The 21,814-nt window shown below is 66.6% G+C and carries 20 protein-coding genes; 10 read left to right on the top strand and 10 right to left on the bottom strand.

Translation table 11 applies throughout. The annotated features are described in order from the left end of the window. Positions 1–15: 15 nt before the first annotated feature. Genes ACZK45_RS18900 through ACZK45_RS18885 form a run of 4 tightly spaced genes read right to left on the bottom strand, consistent with a single transcriptional unit; the run spans position 16 to position 4,601 of the window. Positions 16–1,233, bottom strand: coding sequence for an ABC transporter permease (locus ACZK45_RS18900; protein ID WP_049399196.1), 1,218 nt, complete (start codon positions 1,231–1,233; stop codon positions 16–18). 20 nt (positions 1,234–1,253) lie between these two features. Next, a complete protein-coding gene (locus ACZK45_RS18895) occupies positions 1,254–2,552 on the bottom strand; it encodes an ABC transporter permease (RefSeq protein WP_478445070.1) in 1,299 nt (432 codons plus the stop codon). 10 nt (positions 2,553–2,562) lie between these two features. Next, positions 2,563–3,288: an ABC transporter ATP-binding protein gene (locus ACZK45_RS18890; RefSeq protein ID WP_032129038.1), complete on the bottom strand. Its 726-nt coding sequence runs from the start codon at positions 3,286–3,288 to the stop codon at positions 2,563–2,565. A 35-nt stretch (positions 3,289–3,323) separates the two neighbouring features. Further along, a complete protein-coding gene (locus ACZK45_RS18885; RefSeq protein ID WP_180837270.1) occupies positions 3,324–4,601 on the bottom strand; it encodes an efflux RND transporter periplasmic adaptor subunit in 1,278 nt (425 codons plus the stop codon). 203 nt (positions 4,602–4,804) lie between these two features. Between ACZK45_RS18885 and glmS the strand changes: the two genes are divergently transcribed. Then, the gene (glmS, locus tag ACZK45_RS18880) at positions 4,805–6,643 is read left to right on the top strand and encodes a glutamine--fructose-6-phosphate transaminase (isomerizing) (RefSeq protein ID WP_478445069.1); all 1,839 of its coding nucleotides are present in this window, start codon (positions 4,805–4,807) and stop codon (positions 6,641–6,643) included. A 443-nt stretch (positions 6,644–7,086) separates the two neighbouring features. Then, positions 7,087–7,518 carry a CBS domain-containing protein gene (locus tag ACZK45_RS18875; protein ID WP_006394252.1) on the top strand — a complete coding sequence of 144 codons (432 nt, stop codon included), beginning with the start codon at positions 7,087–7,089 and terminating at the stop codon, positions 7,516–7,518. Positions 7,519–7,585: 67 nt separating this feature from the next. On the opposite strand, the gene ACZK45_RS18870 is transcribed toward ACZK45_RS18875, so the two are convergent. Next, a complete protein-coding gene (locus ACZK45_RS18870) occupies positions 7,586–8,014 on the bottom strand; it encodes a VOC family protein (RefSeq protein WP_049399207.1) in 429 nt (142 codons plus the stop codon). Between the two features lie 92 nt (positions 8,015–8,106). Continuing rightward, on the bottom strand, positions 8,107–8,625 hold the full coding sequence (gene gloA / locus ACZK45_RS18865; RefSeq protein ID WP_293791893.1) for a lactoylglutathione lyase: 519 nt from the start codon (positions 8,623–8,625) through the stop codon (positions 8,107–8,109). Positions 8,626–8,747: 122 nt separating this feature from the next. Between gloA and ACZK45_RS18860 the strand changes: the two genes are divergently transcribed. Next, positions 8,748–9,860: a PLP-dependent cysteine synthase family protein gene (locus tag ACZK45_RS18860; RefSeq protein WP_478445068.1), complete on the top strand. Its 1,113-nt coding sequence runs from the start codon at positions 8,748–8,750 to the stop codon at positions 9,858–9,860. A gap of 69 nt (positions 9,861–9,929) precedes the next feature. On the opposite strand, the gene ACZK45_RS18855 is transcribed toward ACZK45_RS18860, so the two are convergent. Next, positions 9,930–10,334 carry a hypothetical protein gene (locus ACZK45_RS18855; RefSeq protein ID WP_005411111.1) on the bottom strand — a complete coding sequence of 135 codons (405 nt, stop codon included), beginning with the start codon at positions 10,332–10,334 and terminating at the stop codon, positions 9,930–9,932. A 170-nt stretch (positions 10,335–10,504) separates the two neighbouring features. Between ACZK45_RS18855 and ACZK45_RS18850 the strand changes: the two genes are divergently transcribed. Beyond that, on the top strand, positions 10,505–12,535 hold the full coding sequence (locus ACZK45_RS18850) for a M3 family metallopeptidase (RefSeq protein ID WP_478445067.1): 2,031 nt from the start codon (positions 10,505–10,507) through the stop codon (positions 12,533–12,535). A gap of 152 nt (positions 12,536–12,687) precedes the next feature. Here the strand turns inward: ACZK45_RS18850 and ACZK45_RS18845 are convergent, their stop codons facing one another. Together ACZK45_RS18845 and ACZK45_RS18840 are read right to left on the bottom strand one after the other, a co-directional pair. Continuing rightward, positions 12,688–13,491 (bottom strand): SDR family oxidoreductase, encoded by an 804-nt coding sequence (locus tag ACZK45_RS18845; protein WP_478445066.1) that lies wholly within the window; start codon positions 13,489–13,491, stop codon positions 12,688–12,690. Next, positions 13,488–14,054, bottom strand: a complete 567-nt coding sequence (locus ACZK45_RS18840; RefSeq protein ID WP_032129027.1) for a DUF1415 domain-containing protein — start codon at positions 14,052–14,054, stop codon at positions 13,488–13,490. Before ACZK45_RS18840 ends, ACZK45_RS18845 begins: the two co-directional genes overlap by 4 nt. A 193-nt stretch (positions 14,055–14,247) precedes the next feature. Between ACZK45_RS18840 and ACZK45_RS18835 the strand changes: the two genes are divergently transcribed. The 3 genes from ACZK45_RS18835 (at position 14,248) to ACZK45_RS18825 (ending at position 18,111) form a co-directional block, all read left to right on the top strand. Continuing rightward, positions 14,248–15,714 (top strand): benzaldehyde dehydrogenase, encoded by a 1,467-nt coding sequence (locus tag ACZK45_RS18835; protein ID WP_478445065.1) that lies wholly within the window; start codon positions 14,248–14,250, stop codon positions 15,712–15,714. A gap of 17 nt (positions 15,715–15,731) precedes the next feature. Continuing rightward, entirely contained in the window at positions 15,732–16,859 is a 1,128-nt protein-coding gene (locus tag ACZK45_RS18830) for an NAD(P)-dependent alcohol dehydrogenase (protein ID WP_049399218.1), read from the top strand. Positions 16,860–17,016: 157 nt separating this feature from the next. Beyond that, on the top strand, positions 17,017–18,111 hold the full coding sequence (locus tag ACZK45_RS18825) for a helix-turn-helix domain-containing protein (protein ID WP_478445064.1): 1,095 nt from the start codon (positions 17,017–17,019) through the stop codon (positions 18,109–18,111). A 35-nt stretch (positions 18,112–18,146) separates the two neighbouring features. On the opposite strand, the gene ACZK45_RS18820 is transcribed toward ACZK45_RS18825, so the two are convergent. Continuing rightward, positions 18,147–18,629, bottom strand: coding sequence for a YajQ family cyclic di-GMP-binding protein (locus tag ACZK45_RS18820; RefSeq protein ID WP_006471121.1), 483 nt, complete (start codon positions 18,627–18,629; stop codon positions 18,147–18,149). Between the two features lie 219 nt (positions 18,630–18,848). Between ACZK45_RS18820 and ACZK45_RS18815 the strand changes: the two genes are divergently transcribed. The 3 genes from ACZK45_RS18815 (at position 18,849) to ACZK45_RS18805 (ending at position 21,639) form a co-directional block, all read left to right on the top strand. Next, on the top strand, positions 18,849–19,745 hold the full coding sequence (locus ACZK45_RS18815) for a DMT family transporter (protein WP_049399222.1): 897 nt from the start codon (positions 18,849–18,851) through the stop codon (positions 19,743–19,745). Between the two features lie 200 nt (positions 19,746–19,945). Then, positions 19,946–20,953 carry a methionine ABC transporter ATP-binding protein gene (locus ACZK45_RS18810; protein WP_032129022.1) on the top strand — a complete coding sequence of 336 codons (1,008 nt, stop codon included), beginning with the start codon at positions 19,946–19,948 and terminating at the stop codon, positions 20,951–20,953. Then, the gene (locus ACZK45_RS18805; protein ID WP_032129021.1) at positions 20,950–21,639 is read left to right on the top strand and encodes a methionine ABC transporter permease; all 690 of its coding nucleotides are present in this window, start codon (positions 20,950–20,952) and stop codon (positions 21,637–21,639) included. Before ACZK45_RS18810 ends, ACZK45_RS18805 begins: the two co-directional genes overlap by 4 nt. The last annotated feature ends 175 nt before the right edge of the window (positions 21,640–21,814 follow it).

The raw sequence follows: 21,814 nt of genomic DNA, 5'->3' as shown, positions 1-21,814 counted from the left end.
GCGCAGGCGCGCATCTCACGCGCCCCGCGTGGCGACCGCAGGCGGCACCGCCGCCGCACGCCGCGCCGGTCCGAACACCGCGATCTGGCCCAGCACCCACAGCAGCAGTGCACCCAGCGGCAGGTAGTACAGCGGCATGCGCGGCAGCTCGTACAGGTTCATCAGCGCCAGGTTGATGGCGTAGGCCGCCAGCATGCCCAGCACGATGCCCAGCGTGGCCAGCAGGAAGTTCTCGGTCTGGAAGTAGCGCAGGATCTGCCCGCGGGTCGCGCCCAGCGCACGGCGGATGCCGATCTGCTTGCTGCGCTGCTGCACCCAGAAGCTGGCCAGGCCGATGATGCCCAGCGCGGTGACCACCAGCAGCGAGATGCTGACGGTGATCAGCAGGCCGACCATCGCGCGGTCGTTCTTGAAGAAGTCTTTGCGCTGGTCTTCATAGGTCAGCTTGTCGCGCATCAGCCGGTTGGGGTCGTTGCGTTCCAGCGCGGCGGCACCGGCATCGAGTACTTCCTTGCGGCGTTCCGGCGAAGTGCGCAGCACATACGTGCCACCTTCGTCGAAGGTGCGCCGCATGGGCAGCAGCATCGAGTTGGTCCAGTTGTCATTCCAGCCATTGGGCGTGCTGAGCGTGTCGACGATGCCGACCACATGCAGCGGCTGCTTGCCCATGTAGTAGGTCTTGCCCAGCGCACTGCCATTGGGTTCCATCTTGGCGGCGGTGGCCTGGGTGAGGATGACCGGGATCGCGTTCTCCTTTGCGCCGCCCTTGCTGGCGTCTTCGAAGTTCTGGTACTCGTCGGGCAGGAAATCGCGGCCTGCGATCAGGTTGATGCCCATCGTGGCCAGCCCGTTCTCGGACAGGGTGTACATCGAGGCGTTGGTGGTCGGCCGTTCCTGGTCGATCACACGCGAAATGCTGCTGCTGGAGGAGCCGTTGCGGAAGGGGACCTGGTTGATGATGGTGACGTTGCTGACGCCGGGAATCGCGCGCAGCGATGCCAGGTCCTCGCGGGTGCGGGCCATGGCGTCGGTCTGCTTGCCGATGCCGCTGACGCGCAGCATGACCAGTTCGCTCTCGGCGATGCCGCTGGGCATGCTGATCTTCTCCACGCGCTGGCTGACCAGGAACAGCGCGTTGCAGACGATGGCGCAGGTCAGTGCGACTTCCAGCACGATCAGGGCAGCGGCGGTCTTGTGCCGGCGCAGCGTGCTGAGGATGGGGCGGATGTCCATGGGAGTCCTCGTTCGGGTGCTTACTGCGACTTGAGCTGGATGGCCGGGGTGACCTGCATGGCGCGCCAGGCGGGCAGGAACCCGGCGGCAAGACTGGCGAGCAGGGTCAGGCCCAGCGCGAGCAGCAGCATGTTGCCGTCCAGGTGGGCCAGCTTTGCGTATTCCACCGGTTGCTGGCGCACCGCGAACAGGCCAAGCAGGGCCAGACCGATACCCAGCACGCCACCGACAACGCCGACCGCACCGGCTTCCACCAGGCACTGCAGGAAGATCTGGCCACGGCTGGCACCGAGGGCGCGGCGCACGCCGATCTCACCACTGCGGCGCAGGAACTTGGCCAGCAGCAGGCCCACCGTGTTGACCAGGCAGACACCCAGGAAGCCCAGCGCCAGCCACAGCTGCAGGCGCACATCGCTGGGGACCGCGCCATTGAAGTCCAGCCATTCCATCACGGTGCGCAGGCGCACGTTCGGCGGATGCTTGAAGCGGCCGGCCTCGCGCTGCTGGGTCGAATAGTTCTCCAGGTAGCGGCGGTAGTCGGCGGCCTTGGCCGGGTCCATCTCCACCCAGTACTGCAGCCACGCGCACGGTGCGTTGAGCGAGTAGCTGTTGCCGTCGGGATTCTCGCCGAAGCAGTTCATGTTGCCGTTGTTGCCCAGCTTCAGGTCGAAGGAGGTGGAGATCGGCAGCAGCAGGTCCTCGTTCTTGCCGTAGCTGCCCGTGGTCAGGTCGTAGAAGTGCGGCTCCGGACTCCATTTCTTCATCACTCCGACGATGCGGTAGCTCTGACCTTCCATGCGCAGGTCGCGGCCCACGCTGTTGGCGCCCTGGTACAGCTTGTCATTGAGCGCCTTGGAGATGACCACCACGCGTGCACGGCCTTCATCGTCCTCGCGCGTCCAGGCGCGGCCGTACTGCATGGGCACCTCGAACATCGGGAAGAAGTCGGCCGAGGTCCAGCGGGTATCGATGCTGAAGGGCTTGAGGGTGCTGTTGTCCGGTTCGATGGTGCCGCCGCCGCCGCTCATCAGCGCCTGGCGCTCGCCCTTGGCTTCGCGCAGCAGGGCTTCACCGTCGAAGCGGGTCAGCTGGGTTTCCGGTTCCTCGCCAGCGACATAGGCGCCGGTCGCGGCATCAAGCTGCACATAGAACAGGCGGTCACTCTTGCCGGGAATCGGGTCACCGGACAGCACGTGGAACACGGTCAACGTGGTCATCGAGGCGCCGATGCCGAGCGCGATGGCAACCACCATCAACGCGGTCAGTATCTTGTTGCGGCGGAAGCTGCGCACCGCCAATCGGGCGTAGTAGGCGAACATGGTCGGGCCCTCACTCGTTGACGGCGACGATGTGGCGCGGCGGGGTGGCCAGCACCGGCTCGCGCACCAGGTCGGTCACCTGGCCATCGACGATGTGCACGTTGCGCTGCGCGCGCGCGGCCAGTTCCGGATCGTGGGTGACCATCACGATGGTGGTGCCGGCAGCGTTGATCTCTTCCAGCAGTTCCATCACGCCGCGGGCCATCTGTGTGTCCAGGTTGCCGGTCGGTTCGTCGGCCAGCAGCAGGCGCGGGCTGCCGGCAAGCGCACGCGCAATGGCCGCGCGCTGCTGCTGGCCACCCGACAGTTCATTCGGATAATGCTTCATGCGCGAGCCGAGGCCGACCTGGCTCAGCGCCTTCTCGATACGTTCGCGGCGCTCGTTGGCGCTCATCTTCCGGTAGCGCAGCGGCACGTCGACGTTGTCGAACAGGTTCAGGTCGGGGATCAGGTTGAAGCCCTGGAAGATGAAGCCGATCTTCTGGTTGCGCAGGCGGCTGCGCGCATCATCGCCCAGCGTGCTCACGTCCTGGCCGTCAAGCATGTAGGTGCCGCTGGTGAAGGTTTCCAGCAGGCCGGCGATATTGAGGAAGGTGGTCTTGCCGGAGCCTGACGGGCCGGTGACGGCGACGAACTCACCTTCCTTGACCTGCAGTTCCAGCGAGCGCAGTGCGTGGGTTTCCACCTGTTCGGTGCGGAAGACCTTGGCGACCGAACGCATTTCGAGCATGTACATGGGGTGTCCTCTCTCCAGGATTCAGGTATCAGGTATCAGTTGACGGAGACGCGTTCGGCGTCCTTGAACAGGTCGCTGCCAGAGACCACGATGCGGTCGCCCGGCTGCACACCCGACTTGATTTCCACTTCGCCCAGGCTGCTGACGCCCAGTTCCACCGGACGCCGCACCGCAGTGCGGCCGTCCATTACGTAGGCGATGCCGTTGCCCTGTTCGACGAACGGGCCGCGCTCGACCTTCAGCACGTCCTTGCGGGTGTCGAGCAGCACGCGCACCGACATCCGCTGGCTCTGGCGCAGGCCTTCCGGCTGCGCGCTGGCGAAGCGCACGCGGGCGTTGACCTCGCCGTTGACCACTTCCGGCGACACCGCACTGATCTCGCCCGGGAACGGCTTGCCGTTGCCGCCGGTCAGCTGTGCCGGCATGCCGATCGCCAGGTCGCGGGCGAAGCTTTCCGGCACCTTGATCTCGACCTCGAACTTGGACAGGTCGACCACGCCCAGCACGGGCGCATTGGCGGCCAGGTTGGTGGACTGGATAGCCTGCACCTGGCCGACCTGGCCGTCGAACGGCGCGCGCAGGGTCAGCGCGTCCACCTGGCGCTGCACCTCGGCCACCACGGCCTTCTGGCGGTCGGCCAGCAGGCGCTTGTTGCGGGCATCCAGGTCCGCGCCCTGGCTCTGCAGGCGGGCATCGGTGGTGGCGTTGGCCAGGGTGATGTCGGCCTTCTTCAGCGAGTCCTTGGCCTTGGCCAGATCGATCTGCGGTACTGCACCGCCGTCGTAACCGCGCTGGTAGCGCTGCAGGTCGCGGTCGGCGGCCTGGCGCTCGATGGTGGCCTGGTCGGTTTCCTTGCGCGACTTGGCGCGGGCCAGGGTGGCGTCCAGCGCGGCGCGGCTGGCCTCGGCTTCCAGGCCGGCCAGGGTGGCCTGCTCCTGGGCCAGCTTGCTGCGCAGTTCCGGGCTGTCGATGACCGCCAGCTCCTGGTCCTTCTTGACCACGTCACCGGCAACGACTTTCAGGTCCACGGTACCGGCCGAGATGGCGTACAGGATCGGGCTGTTGGCGGCGATCACGCGGCCGTCGGCGGCGATGTCGCGGACCAGGTCACCGCGCTTCACTTCGGCGATGCGCACGCGGCTGCTGTCGTAGGAGCGGCTGGCGTTGGACCAGGCGTACACGGCCCAGCCGATGCCGGCCAGCAGCGCGATGGCGCCCAGTGCCGGCCAGCGGTAACGCTGCCAGTTGGCGCGGGTGGTGCCGGCCGGGGCGGAGGAAACGATCTGGTCCTGTGCGGAGGTGTCGCGGATCATCGGGTGCGTGCCTGACGGTGGTAGTGGGTACCAAGCACGTAGCGTGCCAACTTTATTTCCTTGTGGGTCAATGGGTTGGGAGGCGCCCTGAAGTGTCCGGGTGTCCGCGGACACCTTTCCGGACACTTTCATTAAGCGGACAGGAGGGGGAGCGCGGGCCCGCAGGCTAGAATGCGGCGATCGTCTTCAAGGAAACGCGTGACATGTGTGGAATCGTGGGTGCGATCGCTGATCGCGACGTAGTGCCGGTGCTGATCGAAGGCCTGAAGCGCCTTGAGTACCGTGGTTACGATTCCTCGGGCATCGCGGTGATCGACCATGCCGAACGGCCGGATGTGCGCCGCGTGCGTCGTACCGGCCGTGTGTCGGAAATGGCCACTGCGGCCGAGGCCGAGGGCTTCAATTCAGTGCTGGGCATCGGCCACACCCGCTGGGCCACCCACGGTGGTGTCACCGAGGCCAACGCGCATCCGCACATCAGCCACGGCGTGGCGCTGGTGCACAACGGCATCATCGAAAATCACGAGGAGCAGCGCGAGAAGCTGCGTGCCCTGGGTTACACCTTCGAGTCGCAGACCGACACCGAAGTCATCGCGCACCTGATCCATCACCACCTGAAGGACGGCGACGACCTGCTGGTGGCGCTGCAGCATACGGTGAAGGAGCTGACCGGTGCCTACGCACTGGCCGTGGTCAGCCGCGCCGAGCCGGAACGCTTCGTCTGCGCGCGCATGGGCTGCCCGCTGCTGATCGGCCTGGGCGAGGGCGAGAACTTCGTGGCGTCCGACGTTTCGGCGGTGATCTCGGCCACCCGCAAGGTGATCTTCCTGGAAGAGGGCGACACCGCCGAAATCCGCCGCGACGGCGTGCGCATCTTCGATGAGCATGACCAGCCGATCGAGCGCGAGGTGCACCTGTCCGACGTATCGCTGGCATCGCTGGAGCTGGGCCCGTACCGCCACTTCATGCAGAAGGAAATCCACGAGCAGCCGCGCGCGCTGGGCGACACCATCGAGGCAGCGATCGACGCCGGTGGTTTCCCGGCCGAACTGTTCGGCAAGAATGCCGAGGCCGTGCTGTCAGGCATCGAAGGCGTGCAGATCATCGCCTGCGGCACCAGCTATTACGCCGGCCTGACCGCGCGCTACTGGATCGAAGCCATCGCCGGCCTGCCGTGCAGCGTGGAGATTGCCAGCGAGTACCGCTACCGCGCCGCCTATGCGAACCCGAAGCACCTGATCGTCACCATCTCCCAGTCCGGCGAAACGCTGGATACGATGGAGGCGCTGAAGTACGCCAAGTCGCTGGGCCACAGGCACACGCTGTCGATCTGCAACGTGCCGGAAAGCGCGATTCCGCGCGCCAGCGAGCTGGTCTGCTACACCCGCGCCGGCGCCGAGATCGGCGTGGCGTCGACCAAGGCCTTCACCACCCAGCTGGCCGCACTGTTCCAGCTGACCGTGGTGCTGGGCAAGCTGCATGGCCGCATCGACGCGGCGCAGGAAGCGGACTACCTGGAGCAGCTGCGCTTCCTGCCGGGCAGCGTGCAGCACGCGCTGAACATGGAGCCGCAGATCGCCGCCTGGGCCGAGCGTTTCGCGCGCAAGAGCAGCGCACTGTTCCTGGGTCGTGGCCTGCATTACCCGATCGCGCTGGAAGGCGCGCTCAAGCTCAAGGAAATCTCCTACATCCACGCCGAGGCCTATCCGGCGGGCGAGCTGAAGCATGGCCCGCTGGCGCTGGTGGACGAGGACATGCCGGTAGTGGTGATCGCGCCCAACGACAGCCTGCTGGAGAAGGTGAAGTCGAACATGCAGGAAGTACGCGCGCGCGGCGGCGAGCTGTTCGTATTCGCCGACCAGGACAGCAATTTCAACGAGTCCGAAGGCGTGCATGTGATCCGTACGCCGCGCCATGCCGGCGTGCTCAGCCCGATCGTGCACACCATCCCGGTGCAGCTGCTGGCGTACCACACCGCACTGGCACGTGGCACCGACGTGGACAAGCCGCGCAACCTGGCCAAGAGCGTGACGGTGGAGTAACTCCGCCGGAACCGCTGGAAGCTGCATGCGAAAGGGGCCCACGTGGCCCCTTTCGTTTGCGTCGCTGGCAATGCCAAGTGGGACAGCCGCCGGGTGTTCTGTCCGCTGTCGGCAGCAGGCAATCAATCTTTAATGCGCGACATCGCCTGTATTCAGCGGCGGTTTCAGCCGCGGTGCCATTCTCTGGATCGTCAGTTGGTTCCCACGACGAACTGTCCTATCGATGCCGGTAGTGACCGATGGTCGCAGTCGTAGAATCGATTTGACCGAGGGCCGGGTTGAGCGGTTGAACCCACCTCGTTCGCGTTGCAGCACGTCGTCTGCCGATCCATTTCCACCGGCAGCCGGGTGCGCCAGACGTGCGCTGAAAGGTCTGTTCCCGGGGAGGGGGCGTATCGGAAGAGCACACTTTTTGACTTAGTGACCTGCACCAGGAAACAAGAATGAACGTCCGCGAACTCCTGCAATCCAAGAAAGAAGCTGTCATCACCATCGACGCCGAAGACACCATCGGTGCCGCCGCCCACAAGATGAGCGCGAACAAGATCGCTGCGCTGGTGGTGATGAAGGACGATGCCCCAGTCGGCATCATTTCCGAGAAGGACATCGTGCGCACCCTGGCCGACGACGGCCCGCAGGCCGGCCGCCGGGTGATTTCCAGCCTGCCGTCCACCGGCCTGGAAGGCATTGCGCCGGAAGCGACCCTGAAGCAGGCCATGTCACTGATGACATACTCGCGGCGCCGTCATCTGATGGTCACCGAAGGCACCCTGCTGGTTGGCATCCTCAGCCTGGGTGACATCGTGAAGAACCTGCTGGGCGAGCTGGAGCTGGAAAAGGCCGTACTGCAGGACATCTACATGGCCGCCCACTGAGGGCTGGACTCTTGGATGCAGAGAAGCCGGGCATTGCCCGGCTTCTTCGTTCACGGCTTCGGTGATATCAGAAAGTGACCTTCACCGAATCGGCGCTGTAGTTCGCCGGACCGTGATAGACCACTTCGATGTTGTTGCCATCCGGATCGAGCACAAAGGCGCCGTAGTAGCCGGGATGGTAGGGGCGCTCGCCGGGTGCGCCGTTGTCCTTGCCTCCGGCGGCGATGGCCGCAGTGTGGAAGGCATCGACGGTGGCGCTGTCGCGTGCCTGGAACGCCAGATGGTGGCGCCCGGTCAGCTGGCCGGCGGCGGCCTCGCTGCTGGCGCTGGAAATGAACAGCTCATCGGCCCAGAAGAAGTCCGGCCCTTCGCCGCCCAGGGGCACGCCGATGGTGTCGAACACCGCCTGGTAGAAGCGGCGGCTGGCTGCCAGGTCACGCACCACCAGCTGCAGATGGTCGATCAAGCGCCCGCGGTGCAGTTCCATCGTTTCCATACGAACCTCGCAAAAAAGGGGACGGAGGGGATTAAGTCGCTTCCAGCCAATAGTGCCAGAAACGACTTAATCCCCTCCGTCCCCTTTTTGGGTCAGGCGTTGGAGATGATCTCGACCCAGTAGCCGTCCGGGTCCTTGATGAAGGCCAGGTTCTTCATGCGGCCGTCGGTCAGGCGCTTCTGGAAGGTCACGCCCAGGTCTTCAAATCGCTGGCAGGCGGTCTCGATGTCCGGCACCGACACGCAGATGTGGCCGAAGCCGCGCGGGTCGCTGTTGCCGTCGTGGTAGACCGCGCCGTCCTGGGTTTCGGTGCCGTGGTTATGGGTCAGTTCCAGCACGCCCGGCAGGCCGGCCATCCACACGCGGCGCTGGCTGTCGTCTTCCGGCACCACCGCGCCGGCCGGTACGTAGGCCAGGAAGTACAGGCTGAACTGGGCGTCCGGGAAGTCGCGCTTGTCGATCAGCTGGTAACCGAGCACGCGGGTGTAGAAGTCCAGCGAGGCGGTGATGTCCTTCACCCGCAGCATGGTGTGGTTGAACACGAAGCCGGTGGTTTCGGCCGGGGCCTGAGCGGCGACGCCGGGGACATCGCGCAGGGCGGGAATGGTCATGGGGGAGGTCCTTCAGACAGGGCCGTTGCTGGCCGGATGGGGCCATTCTACCGGCCGTCACCTGACGGCACCGCGACGTACAATGGGCGGATCGCACCGTTCCGTTCTGAGCATTGCCCGCCATGTCGCAGCGTGAATGGGTGGCTGCCGCCATCCGCAAGATCGAAGCCGATTTCAACCGTTCCGCCGATACCCACCTGATCCCGCTGGCGCTGCCGGGGTTCGCGGGCATCGATGTGTACCTGAAGGATGAATCGAGCCATCCCACCGGCAGCCTCAAGCACCGGCTGGCGCGCTCGCTGTTCCTGTATGCGTTGACCAACGGCTGGCTGCGCGAAGGACGGCCGGTGATCGACGCCTCCAGCGGCTCGACCGCCGTCTCCGAAGCCTATTTCGCGCGCCTGCTGGGGGTGCCGTTCATCGCGGTGATTCCGGCCACGACCTCGCCGGAGAAGATCGCCGCCATCGAGTTCCACGGGGGCCGCTGCCACCTGGTCGAGCGCGCCTGCGAACTCAACGGTGAATCGGAGAAGCTGGCCCGCGAAACCGGTGGCCACTTCATGGACCAGTTCACCTATGCCGAGCGGGCGACCGACTGGCGCGCCAACAACAACATTGCCGAGTCCATCTTCAAGCAGATGACCGAGGAGCCCAGCCCGGTTCCGGAATGGATCGTGTGCAGCCCCGGTACCGGCGGTACTGCGGCCACGCTGGGCCGCTATGTCAGCTACCGCCGGCACGACACCCGCATCCTCTGTGCAGACCCGGAAGTGTCGGTGTTCTTCGACGGTTACCAGGCCGCCGTGGCCGGTGAGCAGGACTGGCGTGGCCTGACCTGCAGTGGTGGTTCGCGCGTGGAAGGCATCGGCCGGCCGCGGGTGGAGCCGAGCTTCATCCCGACCAGCGTCGATGCGATGGTGAAGGTGCCCGACGCGCTGAGCCTGGCCGCGATGCGCCATGTCAGCCGCCAGCTCGGCCGCCGTGTCGGTGGCTCCACCGGCACCAACTTCATCGGTGTGCTGCAGGCGGCGCATTGGATGCGTGAGGCGGGCCACCAGGGCAGCATTGTCAGCATCCTGTGCGACAGTGGCGAGCGCTACGCGCAGAGCTATTACGACCCGGCGTGGTACGCGCGCCAGGGCATCGATGTCGACGGCGCCGATGCACAGCTGGCAGCGGCGGTGGCTGGGCAGGGACTGCCCGAACTGCCGTGGTGCAGCCTGGAAGCGTTGTAGAGCCCTTGTAGAGTCGAGCCATGCTCGACTCCGGGAAAGAGCCGTCGAGCATGGCTCGACGCTACAGATTCAATACCCCGCCGCGGTGAACGCATCCAGCACTGCATCTCGCAGCGCATCGGGCAAGGCCTCGATGTCCATCGCGCGATCATCCAGATGCAGGCTCGGGTCCAGGATGCTGGCACGGCCCTGGGCCAGCGCCTGCAGCCACAGCAGCACGCAGATCACGAACTCGCGCTCATGGCCCAGCCGCAGCTGGCTGGCGCCGCGTTCGATCACCTCGAACGGGTACCACTCCTGGGCATCGTTGAACGTGCCGCCCTGCTGCAGCACTGCCTGCAGTTGCTGCAGGTGACGCGGGGCGTCGTCGCCGGCATCGCACAATGCGGCGATCCAGGTCAGTTCGGCCGGGCTGGCGGACAATGCCAGTGACCGGGCCGGTGAGGCGGATGCAACTGCAGCCAGACCTTCCATGTAGGGCCTCGTTCGGTGCGTACCGCTGCGGACTCCCCCGCAGCCAGAGCTTCAGCGCGGGACCGTAAGGCCGACGTGAATGCCGGGCCGTGCCCCCTTGTCAGCCCCGCCTGCCAGCGCCATATCTACCAAGCTGCCCGCCCGCCGGGCCCGTTCCCTGGAGACCTGCCGTGACCGTTGCCAACCCCCTGCTCGATTTTTCCGGCCTGCCGCGCTTCGAGGCGATTCGCCCCGAGCACGTGGCGCCGGCGCTGGACGTGCTGCTGGCCGAGGCCGAAGCCGCCGTCAGCACGGCCGAGCAGGTGCAGCCGGTGCGCTGGGAGACCTTCGTTGCCCCGCTGGACGATGCCACCGAGCGGCTGTGGCGCGCCTGGGGCCTGGTCGGCCACCTGCAGGGCGTGGTCAACACCCCGGAACTGCGTGAGGCCTACAACAGCAACCTGCCGCGGGTGACCCGCTTCGCCAGTGCGCTCAGCCAGAACCTGGCGTTGTACCGGCAGTACCAGACACTGGCCGCCAGCACCGAGGCGGCGCGCTTCGACGAGGCCCAGCGCAAGGTGCTGGACAACACGCTGCGTGACTTCCGCCTCGGCGGCGCCGAGCTGGCGCCGGAGGCGCAGCAGCGCTTCGCGGCGATCAAGGAAGAGCTGTCGGCGCTGTCGGCGAAGTTCTCGCAGAACGTTCTTGACGCTACCGATGCCTGGTCGCTGATCGTCGAGGACGAAGCGCGATTGAAGGGCCTGCCGGAAGACGTGAAGGCCGCCGCGCATGCCGCAGCACAGAAGGACGGCAAGTCTGGCTGGAAACTGACCCTGCAGATGCCGTGCTACCTGCCGGTGCAGACCTGGGGTGAGGACCGCGACCTGCGCGAGATCCTGTACCGTGCCAGCGCACAGCGTGCGTCCGAATTCGGCGATGACACGCTGGACAACAGCGGCAACATCGACCGCATCCTCGCCCTGCGCGCGGAACTCGCCGCACTGCTCGGCTTCGGTTCGTATGGTGATTATTCGGTGGCGACCAAGATGGCGCAGGACCCGGCCGAGGTGCTCGGTTTCCTGCGTGACCTGGCCTCGCGCGCCAAGCCGTTCGCGGCCAAGGACCGTGCTGAACTGGAACAGTTCGCACGCGAGCAACTCGGTTTCGACAGCCTGCAGGCCTGGGACCTGGCATTCGCTGCCGATCGCCTGAAGCAGGCGCGTTACAGCTATTCCGAACAGGAAGTGAAGCAGTACTTCACCGAACCGAAGGTGCTGGGCGGCCTGTTCTCGGTGATCGAGCAGCTGTACGGCCTGCGCGTGCAGGAGGACAGCGCGCCGGTGTGGCACGAAGATGTGCGCTTCTTCCGCCTGGTCGATGCGCAGGGCGCGCTGGTTGGCCAGTTCTACCTGGACTTGTACGCGCGCGAAGGCAAGCGCGGTGGCGCGTGGATGGACGATTGCCGCAACCGTCGCGTGCGTGGGGATGGCAGCGTGCAGACGCCGCTGGTCTACCTGGTGTGCAACTTCGGCCGTGGTGCCAACGGCAAGCCGGCGACCTTCAGCCACAACGAAGTAACCACGTTGTTCCATGAGATGGGCCACGGCCTGCACCAGCTGCTGACCCGCATCGGCGAACTGGGTGTGGCCGGCATCAACGGCGTGGAATGGGACGCGGTGGAGCTGCCCAGCCAGTTCATGGAGAACTTCTGCTGGGAATGGGACCACCTGCAGGGCATGACCGCGCATGTTGAAACGGGTGAGCCGCTGCCGCGCGCGCTGTACGAGCGCATGCTGGCCGCGCGCAATTTCCACAGCGGCATGGCCACGGTGCGCCAGCTGGAGTTCGGCCTGTTCGACATGCTGCTGCACAGCCAGTTCGAACCGGCGCAGGACAGCGTGCTGGCACTGCTCGACCGCGTGCGTGCGGAAGTGGCAGTGAACCACCCGCCGGTCTGGAACCGCTTCCCGCACCAGTTCAGCCATATCTTCGCCGGCGGTTACGCCGCGGGTTACTACAGCTACAAGTGGGCCGAGGTGCTGAGCGCCGATGCCTATGCGGCGTTCGAGGAGGCGCCGCAGGCGCTGGCTGAAACCGGCGCGCGCTTCCGCGAAGAGATCCTGTCGCGCGGTGGCAGCCGCCCGGCGGCGGAGAACTTCAAGGCCTTCCGCGGCCGCGCGCCTCAGATCGACGCGCTGCTGCGCCACTCGGGCATGGCGTAAGGTGTTTGGTAGGTGCCAACCTTGGTTGGCACGTTACCGTTATCCACGCATGGCGTGGATCTACCGGAATGTTCGGACATGGTGTAACGCCTTGGTTGGCGAAAAGCCCAGGCCAACCAAGGTTGGCCTCTACCGGGCGTCGCGCCTTGGGGTCATTCGGCGTAGATCATCTTCCGGGTCATGCCACCGTCCACGATGAAGTCCTGGCCGGTGGTGAAACCGGACAGCGACGACAGCAGGTACACCGCCAGTGCACCGATGTCTTCGGGGCGGCCGACCCGGCCGACCGGGTGTTGCGCGTGGTCGATGGCTGAGTATTCCGGCGCGTGGCGCCGTGAGGGGGCCTGCCACGCAGTGGTGCCGATCCAGCCGGGGCTGATGCTGTTCACACGCACCGCCGGACCGGCGCTGATCGCAAGTGCATGGGTGAAGGCCACCAGCCCACCCTTGGCTGCCGCATAGGCTTCGCTGTGTGCTTCGGATTGCCAGGCCCGGGTGGAGGCGATGTTGATGATCGCACCGGCGGCGCTGGCGGTCAGTGCTGGCAACGTGTGCTTGCTGCACAGGAATGCACCGTGCAGTGACGACAGCCGGCGCTGCCACTCGTCCCAGTCCATATCCTGCAACTCTGTGCCGTGTAGACCGGCGATGCCCGCGTTGTTCACCAGTCCGTCGATACGGCCGAAACGCTGCAGGGCCACGGCGATGAAGTCGCGCACGCTGGCTTCGTCGGTGATGTCCAGGCGCTGGAACGCGGCATCCTCGCCGCGCTGCCATTCCGCCAGACACGCTTCTCCGGCCTCCACGTCCAGGTCGCCGATCAGCACGCGTCCGCCGGCACCGAGCACGGCCTGGGCGATGCCACGGCCGATGCCGTTGGCACCGCCGGTGACCAGCACAACCTTGCCCGACAGTGGCGCGGCCGGCCATGCGGCGATCGGCGGCACCGTGCTCACGTCAGGTCTTCGCCGCGCAGGCGGCGATGCCAGCCGTCCACACCGATGCGGTCCAGGGTCTGGATGTTGCGCTCGACGATCACGTCCGGGTCCGGATAGACATCCACCGCGCGTGCCACGCTGTCTTCGCGCAGCAGGTGCAGGGTGGGGAAGGGTGCACGGTTGGTGTAGTTGCTGGCGTCGTCCGCGGCCACGCCATCGAACTGGTAGTCCGGGTGGAAGCTGGCCACCTGCAGGATGCCCTGCAGGTCCAGTGCCTCGATCGCCGCATCGGCGTTGTCGAGGAAATCGTTGTAGTCGAGGAAATCGGTCAGCACCTGCGGATGCACGATCAGCGTCGTGTCGATCTGCTCGGCCGGCGTATCGCGCAGCAGCACCAGCTCCTCGGCCAGCTGTTCAACCAGCGCTTCCGGCGTGGTCGCATCGCTGAGCACGATGCGGACCTGGTCCTTCACGTACACCGCCTTGGCGAACGGGCACAGGTTCAGGCCGATGACGATGCGCTCCAGCCACAGGCGGGTGGCGGCGATCGGGTCATCGGTGGGCAGGTGGGAATCGGTCATGGCGGGCACGTGGGCTGGCGGGGCCGCCATTGTAGGCAGTGTGCCGGTGCTGCGCTGTCCACTGTGCAGGAACTGGACAGTGGCGAAGCTGGAAATTCCTGAAGATTCAAACCGTTGCGCGCTACCGATGGATGGCCGATTGCCAGTCCGGGGCGACGGGCGTGGAATGGATGCATGACACAGGAGGACACCCATGACTGCATCTTCCCCGTGGCTGCCGGACGCCCTCTGGGCCGGCGCCTTCTTTGATGGCCACTGGCAGGCTGCCCCGCAACGGCACCCGGTGATTGAACCGGCCACTGGCCGGGAGCTGGGCGAGATCGGCCTGGCCGACCCGGCGCAGATCGCGCGTTCGGCGGCTGCCGCGGCACAGGCGCAGCAGGCTTGGGCGGCGGCGCCCTACGAACAGCGTGCCGACGTGCTGCGCAAGGCCGCGCGTCTGGCCGAAGAGAACATCGACACCCTGGTCGAGTGGCTGGTGCGCGAAAGCGGCTCGACCCGCCTGAAGGCCGGCTTCGAGGCCAAGGTGACGATCAAGGCGCTGCACGAGGCCGCCGCACTGCCGTCGCGCAGCACGGGTGAGATCCTGCCCTCCGAGCCGGGCAAGCTGAACCTGGCGCGGCGCCGCCCGCTGGGCGTGGTCGGGGTCATCTCGCCGTTCAACTTCCCGCTCTACCTTGCGATGCGCGCGGTGGCCCCGGCGATCGCGCTGGGCAATGCTGTGGTTCTCAAGCCGGACCCGCGTACGGCGGTGTGTGGTGGCGCGGTGATCGCGCGCTTGTTCGAGCAGGCGGGCCTGCCGGCAGGCGTGCTGCACATGCTGCCCGGCGATGGCGCGGCCGGGGCCGCACTGACCAGTGATTCGCACGTGGCGATGATCCAGTTCACCGGTTCCACCGCCGCGGGGCGCAAGGTCGGCGAAGCGGCGGGCAAGCACCTGAAAAAGGTTTCGCTGGAGTTGGGTGGCAAGAATTCGTTGATCATCCTGGACGATGCGGACCTGGACCTGGCGGTGGCCAACACCGCGTGGGGCGTCTACCTGCACCAGGGCCAGATCTGCATGGCGACCGGCCGCGTGCTGGTGCACCGGAAGATCCACGACACGTTCCTGCAGAAACTGGTGGCCAAGGCCAACGCGCTGAAGGTAGGCGACCCGGCACGTGAGGACGTGGCGATCGGCCCGCTGATCAATGCTGGCCAGCGCGACCATGCCGCACGCGTGGTCGAGCAGGCGGTGCAGGCCGGTGCCACGCTGGAAGCGGGCGGCACACACCGGGAGCTGTTCTTCGCACCCACCGTGCTCGGCAACGTTGCGGCCGACAATCCGGCCTTCAGCGAGGAGATCTTCGCGCCGGTGGCGGTGGTGGTGCCGTTCGACGATGACGACGAAGCCGTGCGCCTGGCCAACGACAGCGAGTACGGGCTGTCGATGGCGATCGTGTCCAGCAACGTCGGCCGCGCGCTGAAGATCGGCGAGCGCCTGCGTACCGGTCTGCTGCACATCAACGACCAGACCGTGAATGACGAGGTGATCAACCCCTTCGGCGGCGTCGGCGCGTCCGGCAACGGCACCAGCATCGGTGGCCCGGCCAACGGCGAGGAGTTCACCCAGTGGCAGTGGTTGACCGTCAAGGGCGAAGCGCCCGCTTATCCGATCTGATCGAAGGAGCCATCACGATGAACGACAACAACGCAACGCGTGAGATCACCGCCGCCGTGGTACGCGGCAAGGAGCAGCCCTTCGTCATCGAGCAGGCGACGCTGCGCGGTCCCCAGGACGACGAGGTGCTGGTGAAGGTGGTGGCCACCGGCCTGTGCCATACCGACCTGATCGTGCGCGATCAGTACTATCCGGTGCCGCTGCCGGCGGTGCTGGGCCATGAGGGGGCGGGCATCGTCGAAGCGGTTGGCCCGAACGTGCGCGACCTCAAGGCGGGGGATCACGTGGTGCTGACCTACGGCGCCTGTGGTCACTGCAATCCCTGCCGGGGGGGACACGGTGCTTACTGCAGGGATTTCTTCGCCCTGAACTTCGGTGGCGATGATGGCCACGGCCATACCGCCATCACCGATGCACAGGGTCAGCCGCTGCACGATCATTTCTTCGCCCAGTCCTCGTTTGCCACCTACGCGCTGGCCCGCGAGATCAATGCGATCAAGGTGCCTGATGACGCACCACTGGAACTGCTGGGCCCGCTGGGGTGCGGCATCCAGACCGGTGCCGGTGCGGTGCTCAACTCGCTGCAGGTGCGGTCGGGCAGCAGCTTTGCAAGCTATGGTGCCGGTGCGGTGGGCCTGAGCGCGGTGATGGCGGCCAAGGTGGCCGGGGCCACCACCATCATTGCCATCGACGTGGTGCCTTCGCGCCTGGAGCTTGCTCTGGAGCTGGGGGCCACCCACGTGGTCAACAGCCGGGAGACCGATGTGGTCGAGGCGGTGCGTGCGATCACGGGTGGGGGTGCTGACTTCGCGCTGGAATCGACCGGTCGTCCGGACGTGCTGTCCGCTGGCGTCGAGGCGCTGGGTGGGCTGGGCATGATGGGCGTGGTCGGTGCGCCGAAGCTGGGCACCACCGCCAGTTTCGATGTGAACAACCTGCTGCTCGGCGGTCGCAGCATCCGCGGCATCGTCGAGGGCGACAGTGTGCCGCAGGTGTTCATTCCGCAGCTGGTGACCCTGTTCCAGCAGGGACGCTTCCCGTTCGACAAACTGGTGAAGTTCTATCCGCTGGAACAGATCAACCAGGCCGCCGAAGACAGTACCCGTGGCATTACCCTGAAGCCGGTGCTGCGCATCGCGGCGTAGTTTCCCCTGTTGGTAGTGCCGGCCGCTGGCCTGCATGGGGCAGATCCGTTTTCCATAACGGCTCTGCCCCTTTGTTTGAACGCGTCTTGAAACGGAAACGCTCCGTTGCCGAGACGTAACATGACGTTGCCGCTGGCGGGTGTACGCTGCGTCCATGATGGCCACGACAGTCGGGCAGCAACAACTGGTGGCGGCACGTGCCGCTTTCGCCGACGGCGATGCGCGCTCATTGGGCGTGTTGCCGCTGCCGCTGCAGCAGTCATGGCTGCGTTCGCGCGCGGCGGGCCTGCAGCCGGGGCAGGAGCCGGACTATCGGCCGCTGCTGGGCGATGGCCGCCATCTGTCCCATCCCGATGACCGGCGCCTGGCGCGTTGCGTGCAGCCGGAGCTGGAACAGCTCTGGGCGGCCTTCGGTGGGCGTGGCTGGACGATGTTCTGCGCCAACCGCGACGGCATGGTGATCGCCCAGCAGGCCCACGGGCTGGAAGATGCTCCCTTGCTGCGGCCGATCCAGGTCGAGCGACAGCTGGGCGAGACCGAGATCGGCACCACCGCGCCAGCGGTCAGCCTGGCCGACGATGTGCCGGCACTGGTGCGCGGCAACGAACACTACCTGCAGCGGTTCGCGCCGGTGTTCTGCCTGAGCGAGCCACTGCACGATCTCGACGGTCGGGTCTGCGGAGTGATCGACATCACCGGTCTTGGCGAGCGCGATCCCGCGCTGCTGCAGGGCTATTTCCGGCAGGCTGCACTGGCCAGCGAAAATCGCTTGTTCCACAGCCTCACTGACGTGCACCTGCTGGCCGTGCAACATGATCCGCGCTGGCTGGCGTCACCGCTGCAGGGGCTGCTGGCGGTGCAGGAGGATGGCCAGCTGCGTGCAGCCAACCGCGTTGCACGGCGCCTGCTGGGCCTGCCACGGCGCGGGCCGTTGCCGCTGCTGGGTCTGGAAGCGCTGTTTGCCGGTGCCAGTGCGGCGCAACGGCGTCGGCTGCTGCAACCGGGCGCAGCGCATCGGGTCCGGCTGGGCGAGGGCAGTGCGGTCTACCTGCAGCGTCTGCAGGGGCCGCGGGGCGCGACGCACCGGTCTACTCAGCGGAGCACCCCGGCAGATCCGGTCGCGCCGCTGCTGCGTGACCAGCAGCGTGAGGCCGCGCGTCGCGCGGCCCTGGCCGCTGACGGCAACCTCAGCCTGGCCGCACGCCAGTTGGGAATCTCGCGCACCACGCTGTACAAGCTGCTGCGCGATTGACCGCGTAGTCCACCGGGCAGGGCCCGGCGGGGGCATCAGTCGCGGAAGTTGTTGAACTGCAGCGGCAGTTCGAACTTGCCGGCCTTGAGCACGGCGATGGCGTCCTGCAGATCGTCGCGCTTCTTGCCCTGCACGCGCAGCTTGTCGCCGTTGATCTGGCTTTCCACCTTCAGCTTGGCGTCCTTCAGTGCCGCCGCGATCTTCTTGGCGATCTTCTGCTCGATGCCCTGCTTGACGGTGATCTTCTGCCGGGCCTGGGCCAGGTTGGTTTCGATGTCGCCGAACTCCAGGCTGAGCACGTCGATGCCGCGCGCGGCCAGGCGTGCGCGCAGGATGTCGTTCATCTGCTTGAGCTGGAACTCGGTCGGCGCCGTCTGGTTGATGACATCGCCATCGCGTTCGAACTTGGCGTCCACGCCCTTGAAGTCGAAGCGGGTGGCCAGTTCGCGGTTGGCCTGGTCGATGGCGTTGGTCAGCTCGTGGGTGTCGACTTCGGACACGACGTCGAAGGAAGGCATGGGCGGTGCTCCGCAGAATTCAGTGGCGGTCATTCTATCGTGCTGGCTGCATACCCGTTTTGTGGAGTCGAGCCATGCTCGACTCGCTCCCTCCCTTGTAGCGCCGAGCCATGCTCGGCGGCTTTGTGAAGAGCAGTTGAGCATGGCTCGACTCTACAAGACGGCCCGCCGAGCATGGCTCGGCGCTACATAAGAGCAACAGGCGGGCGATAATGGGCCATGAACGTGCAACGCTCCCCTTCGCGTGCGGTGGCCTGGATGGTCGCTGCGGTCGCCTGTTTCTCGCTGATGGATGCTGGCATGAAGCAGCTGTCGGCCAGCTATCCGACCCTGGAAGTGACCTTCCTGCGTGGTGCGGCTTCGTTGCCGTTCGTGCTGGTCTGGGTGCTGGTCAGCGCCGGCCCGCGCTCGCTGATCCCGCGCCGCTGGGGCCTGCACCTGCTGCGTGGTGGGCTGGGCATGGCGATGATCGGCTGCTTCGTGTTCGCCCTGCGTGACCTGCCGCTGTCCACCGCCTACACCATCTATTTCGTTGCCCCACTGCTGATCGCCGCGCTGTCGGTGCCGTTGCTGGGTGAGCGGGTTGGCCCGCGGCGCTGGGTGGCCATCGGCATCGGCCTGGTCGGCGTGCTGGTGGTACTGCGGCCGGGCGTGGACGGCTTCATTTCGGTGCCGGGGCTGATGGTGCTGGCCGCGGCCACCGCGTATGCCGTGGCGGCGATCACGGTCAGCCTGCTCACCCGCACCGATACCTCGCAGTCGATGGTGGTCTGGTTCCTGGTGATAATGGCCATCGGTGCCGGTCTGCTGGCCCTTCCCGGCTGGGTGCCGCTGCAGCTGGCGCATGCGCCGCTGATCGCCGGCATGGGTCTGGCCGGAGCGCTCGGTCAGATCGCCCTGACCAAGGCCTTCCAGCTGGGCGAGGCGTCGATGATCGCGCCGTTGGAGTACAGCGGCCTGGTGTGGGTGATCGGCTGGGACCTGGCCTTCTGGGGCCAGCTGCCGGACAGCTATACCTGGGTGGGCGCGGCGATCATCGTCGCCTCGGGGTTGTACCTGCTGCACCGTGAGCGGGTGAACCGGCAGGAACCGCCGAAGCCGCTGGATCATCCCTGAGCCGGGGTAGTGCCGGCCGCTGGCCGGCAACTCCTTGCCCCGGAGGGATCGCTGCAGGTGCCGGCCAGCGGCCGACACTACCGGGTGCGGGCGACTTAGAACCAAAAGGAATAACATTCTGGCCCATGGCGCGGGCGCGCGACCGCCTGCGCTGGTAGGCTGCACGCCCCCTTCCGTCACCCAGCCGGTGAGCCACGCCCGTGATCGAGTTCCAGCGCCTGCACAAATCCTATGCCGTTGCCGGCCGCGCAGTCAGCGCGCTGCAGCCGCTGGACCTGACCATCGAGGCCGGTGAGGTATTCGGCATCATCGGCCATTCCGGCGCCGGCAAGTCGACCCTGATCCGCATGATCAACCGCCTGGAAGAGCCCAGCGGTGGTCGCCTGCTGATCGGTGGCGAGGATGTCACCGCACTGGACGCGGATGGCCTGCGCGCGCTGCGCAGGCGCATCGGCATGATCTTCCAGCACTTCAACCTGCTGTCGTCGCGCACGGTGGCCGGCAACGTTGCCTTCCCGCTGGAGCTGGCGGGCACGCCGAAGGCGGAGATCGATGCACGCGTGGCCGAGCTGCTGCAGACCGTGGGCCTGGAGGCGCACGCGCAGAAGTACCCGGCACAGCTGTCCGGTGGCCAGAAGCAGCGCGTCGGCATCGCCCGTGCGCTGGCGACACGCCCGCAGATCCTGCTGTGCGACGAGGCCACCAGTGCGCTGGACCCGCAGACCACCGCCTCGGTGTTGTCGCTGCTGTCGAAGATCAATCGCGAGCTGGGCCTGACGATCGTGCTGATCACCCACGAGATGGACGTGATCCGCCGTGTCTGCGACCGTGTCGCCGTGCTCGACGCCGGCCAGATGGTCGAGACCGGGCCGGTCACCCGGGTGTTCCTGCACCCGCAGCACCCGACCACGCGCCGTTTCGTCAGCGAATCGGAGCACGTGGATGAAGGCGCGCTGCACCGTGATTTCGATGCTGTCGGTGGCCGCATCGTGCGCCTGACCTTCCTCGGCGGAGACACCTACGAACCCCTGCTCGGCAGTGTCGCGCGGGAGACCGGGGTCGACTACAACATCCTGTCCGGCCGTATCGACCGGATCAAGGACACCCCGTATGGCCAGCTGGTGGTCGCCCTGGTGGGCGGTGACCAGTCCGCCGCGCAGGCCGCGTTCGTGGCTGCCGGCGTGCACGTTGAGGAGCTGCGTCGATGATCATCGCCACTGCCGGCGGATTCTTCCGCCACCTGGATGCGGGCAAGTGGGCCGACATCGGCCAGGCCACCATCGACACCCTGCTGATGCTGCTCGGTTCGCTGCCGCTGACCCTGGCCATCGGCCTGCCGCTGGGCGTGCTGCTGTACCTGTTCGGCGCGCCGCAGATGAAGCGCCGTCCGTTCGCCTACGGCGTGCTGGCGCTGGTGGTGAACCTGTTGCGCTCGGTGCCTTTCATCATCCTGATGATCGTGCTGATCCCGGTCACCCTGTTCCTGATGGGGACGTCGCTGGGGGTACGCGGTGCGATCGTGCCGCTGGTGATCGGTGCCGCGCCGTTCTACGCGCGCCTGGTCGAAACCGCACTGCGCGAAGTGGACCGTGGCGTGATCGAAGCGACCCAGTCGATGGGTGCCACCACCTGGCAGCTGGTCACCCGCGTGCTGCTGCCCGAGGCGCGCCCCGGCCTGATCGCCGGTGCGACGGTCACCACCGTGGCGCTGATCGGCTTCACCGCGATGGGCGGCGCGATCGGCTCCGGCGGCCTCGGCGACCTGGCGTTCCGCGACGGCTACCAGCGCTCGCACACCGACGTGGCCCTGGTTACCGTGGTCCTGCTGCTGGTGCTGGTGCAGCTGCTGCAGATGCTCGGCGACCGCTTGGTCGCGCATTACAGCCGCAAATGACGAGGCGCCGGGGCGCTGCCCCCGGCGTCGCCCGGTGCATCGCGGCAGCCGGCCAGCGGCCGGCTCTACCCCATTGCCTGGAAACGGTAGTGCCGGCCGCTGGCCGGCAGAGCCTGCAGAACCTGCAGAACTTCGACAGTGTGCCTGTCATAGCGCCAGGCTCTGGAAGCCGCCA

Source organism: Stenotrophomonas sp. 63632_Sma (assembly GCF_056482875.1).
This window is presented reverse-complemented; position numbering and strand designations above follow the sequence as displayed.

Excerpts from the sequence above, each read along its gene's own strand:
- ACZK45_RS18830 (WP_049399218.1), top strand. The coding sequence starts at position 15,732 with ATGAACGACAACAACGCAACGCGTGAGATCACCGCCGCCGTGGTACGC.
- ACZK45_RS18815 (WP_049399222.1), top strand. The coding sequence starts at position 18,849 with ATGAACGTGCAACGCTCCCCTTCGCGTGCGGTGGCCTGGATGGTCGCT.
- ACZK45_RS18835 (WP_478445065.1), top strand. The coding sequence starts at position 14,248 with ATGACTGCATCTTCCCCGTGGCTGCCGGACGCCCTCTGGGCCGGCGCC.
- ACZK45_RS18885 (WP_180837270.1), bottom strand. The coding sequence starts at position 4,601 with ATGATCCGCGACACCTCCGCACAGGACCAGATCGTTTCCTCCGCCCCG.
- ACZK45_RS18805 (WP_032129021.1), top strand. The coding sequence starts at position 20,950 with ATGATCATCGCCACTGCCGGCGGATTCTTCCGCCACCTGGATGCGGGC.
- ACZK45_RS18895 (WP_478445070.1), bottom strand. The coding sequence starts at position 2,552 with ATGTTCGCCTACTACGCCCGATTGGCGGTGCGCAGCTTCCGCCGCAAC.
- ACZK45_RS18875 (WP_006394252.1), top strand. The coding sequence starts at position 7,087 with ATGAACGTCCGCGAACTCCTGCAATCCAAGAAAGAAGCTGTCATCACC.
- gloA (WP_293791893.1), bottom strand. The coding sequence starts at position 8,625 with ATGACCATTCCCGCCCTGCGCGATGTCCCCGGCGTCGCCGCTCAGGCC.
- ACZK45_RS18860 (WP_478445068.1), top strand. The coding sequence starts at position 8,748 with ATGTCGCAGCGTGAATGGGTGGCTGCCGCCATCCGCAAGATCGAAGCC.
- ACZK45_RS18840 (WP_032129027.1), bottom strand. The coding sequence starts at position 14,054 with ATGACCGATTCCCACCTGCCCACCGATGACCCGATCGCCGCCACCCGC.
- glmS (WP_478445069.1), top strand. The coding sequence starts at position 4,805 with ATGTGTGGAATCGTGGGTGCGATCGCTGATCGCGACGTAGTGCCGGTG.
- ACZK45_RS18890 (WP_032129038.1), bottom strand. The coding sequence starts at position 3,288 with ATGTACATGCTCGAAATGCGTTCGGTCGCCAAGGTCTTCCGCACCGAA.
- ACZK45_RS18900 (WP_049399196.1), bottom strand. The coding sequence starts at position 1,233 with ATGGACATCCGCCCCATCCTCAGCACGCTGCGCCGGCACAAGACCGCC.
- ACZK45_RS18820 (WP_006471121.1), bottom strand. The coding sequence starts at position 18,629 with ATGCCTTCCTTCGACGTCGTGTCCGAAGTCGACACCCACGAGCTGACC.
- ACZK45_RS18855 (WP_005411111.1), bottom strand. The coding sequence starts at position 10,334 with ATGGAAGGTCTGGCTGCAGTTGCATCCGCCTCACCGGCCCGGTCACTG.
- ACZK45_RS18870 (WP_049399207.1), bottom strand. The coding sequence starts at position 8,014 with ATGGAAACGATGGAACTGCACCGCGGGCGCTTGATCGACCATCTGCAG.
- ACZK45_RS18825 (WP_478445064.1), top strand. The coding sequence starts at position 17,017 with ATGGCCACGACAGTCGGGCAGCAACAACTGGTGGCGGCACGTGCCGCT.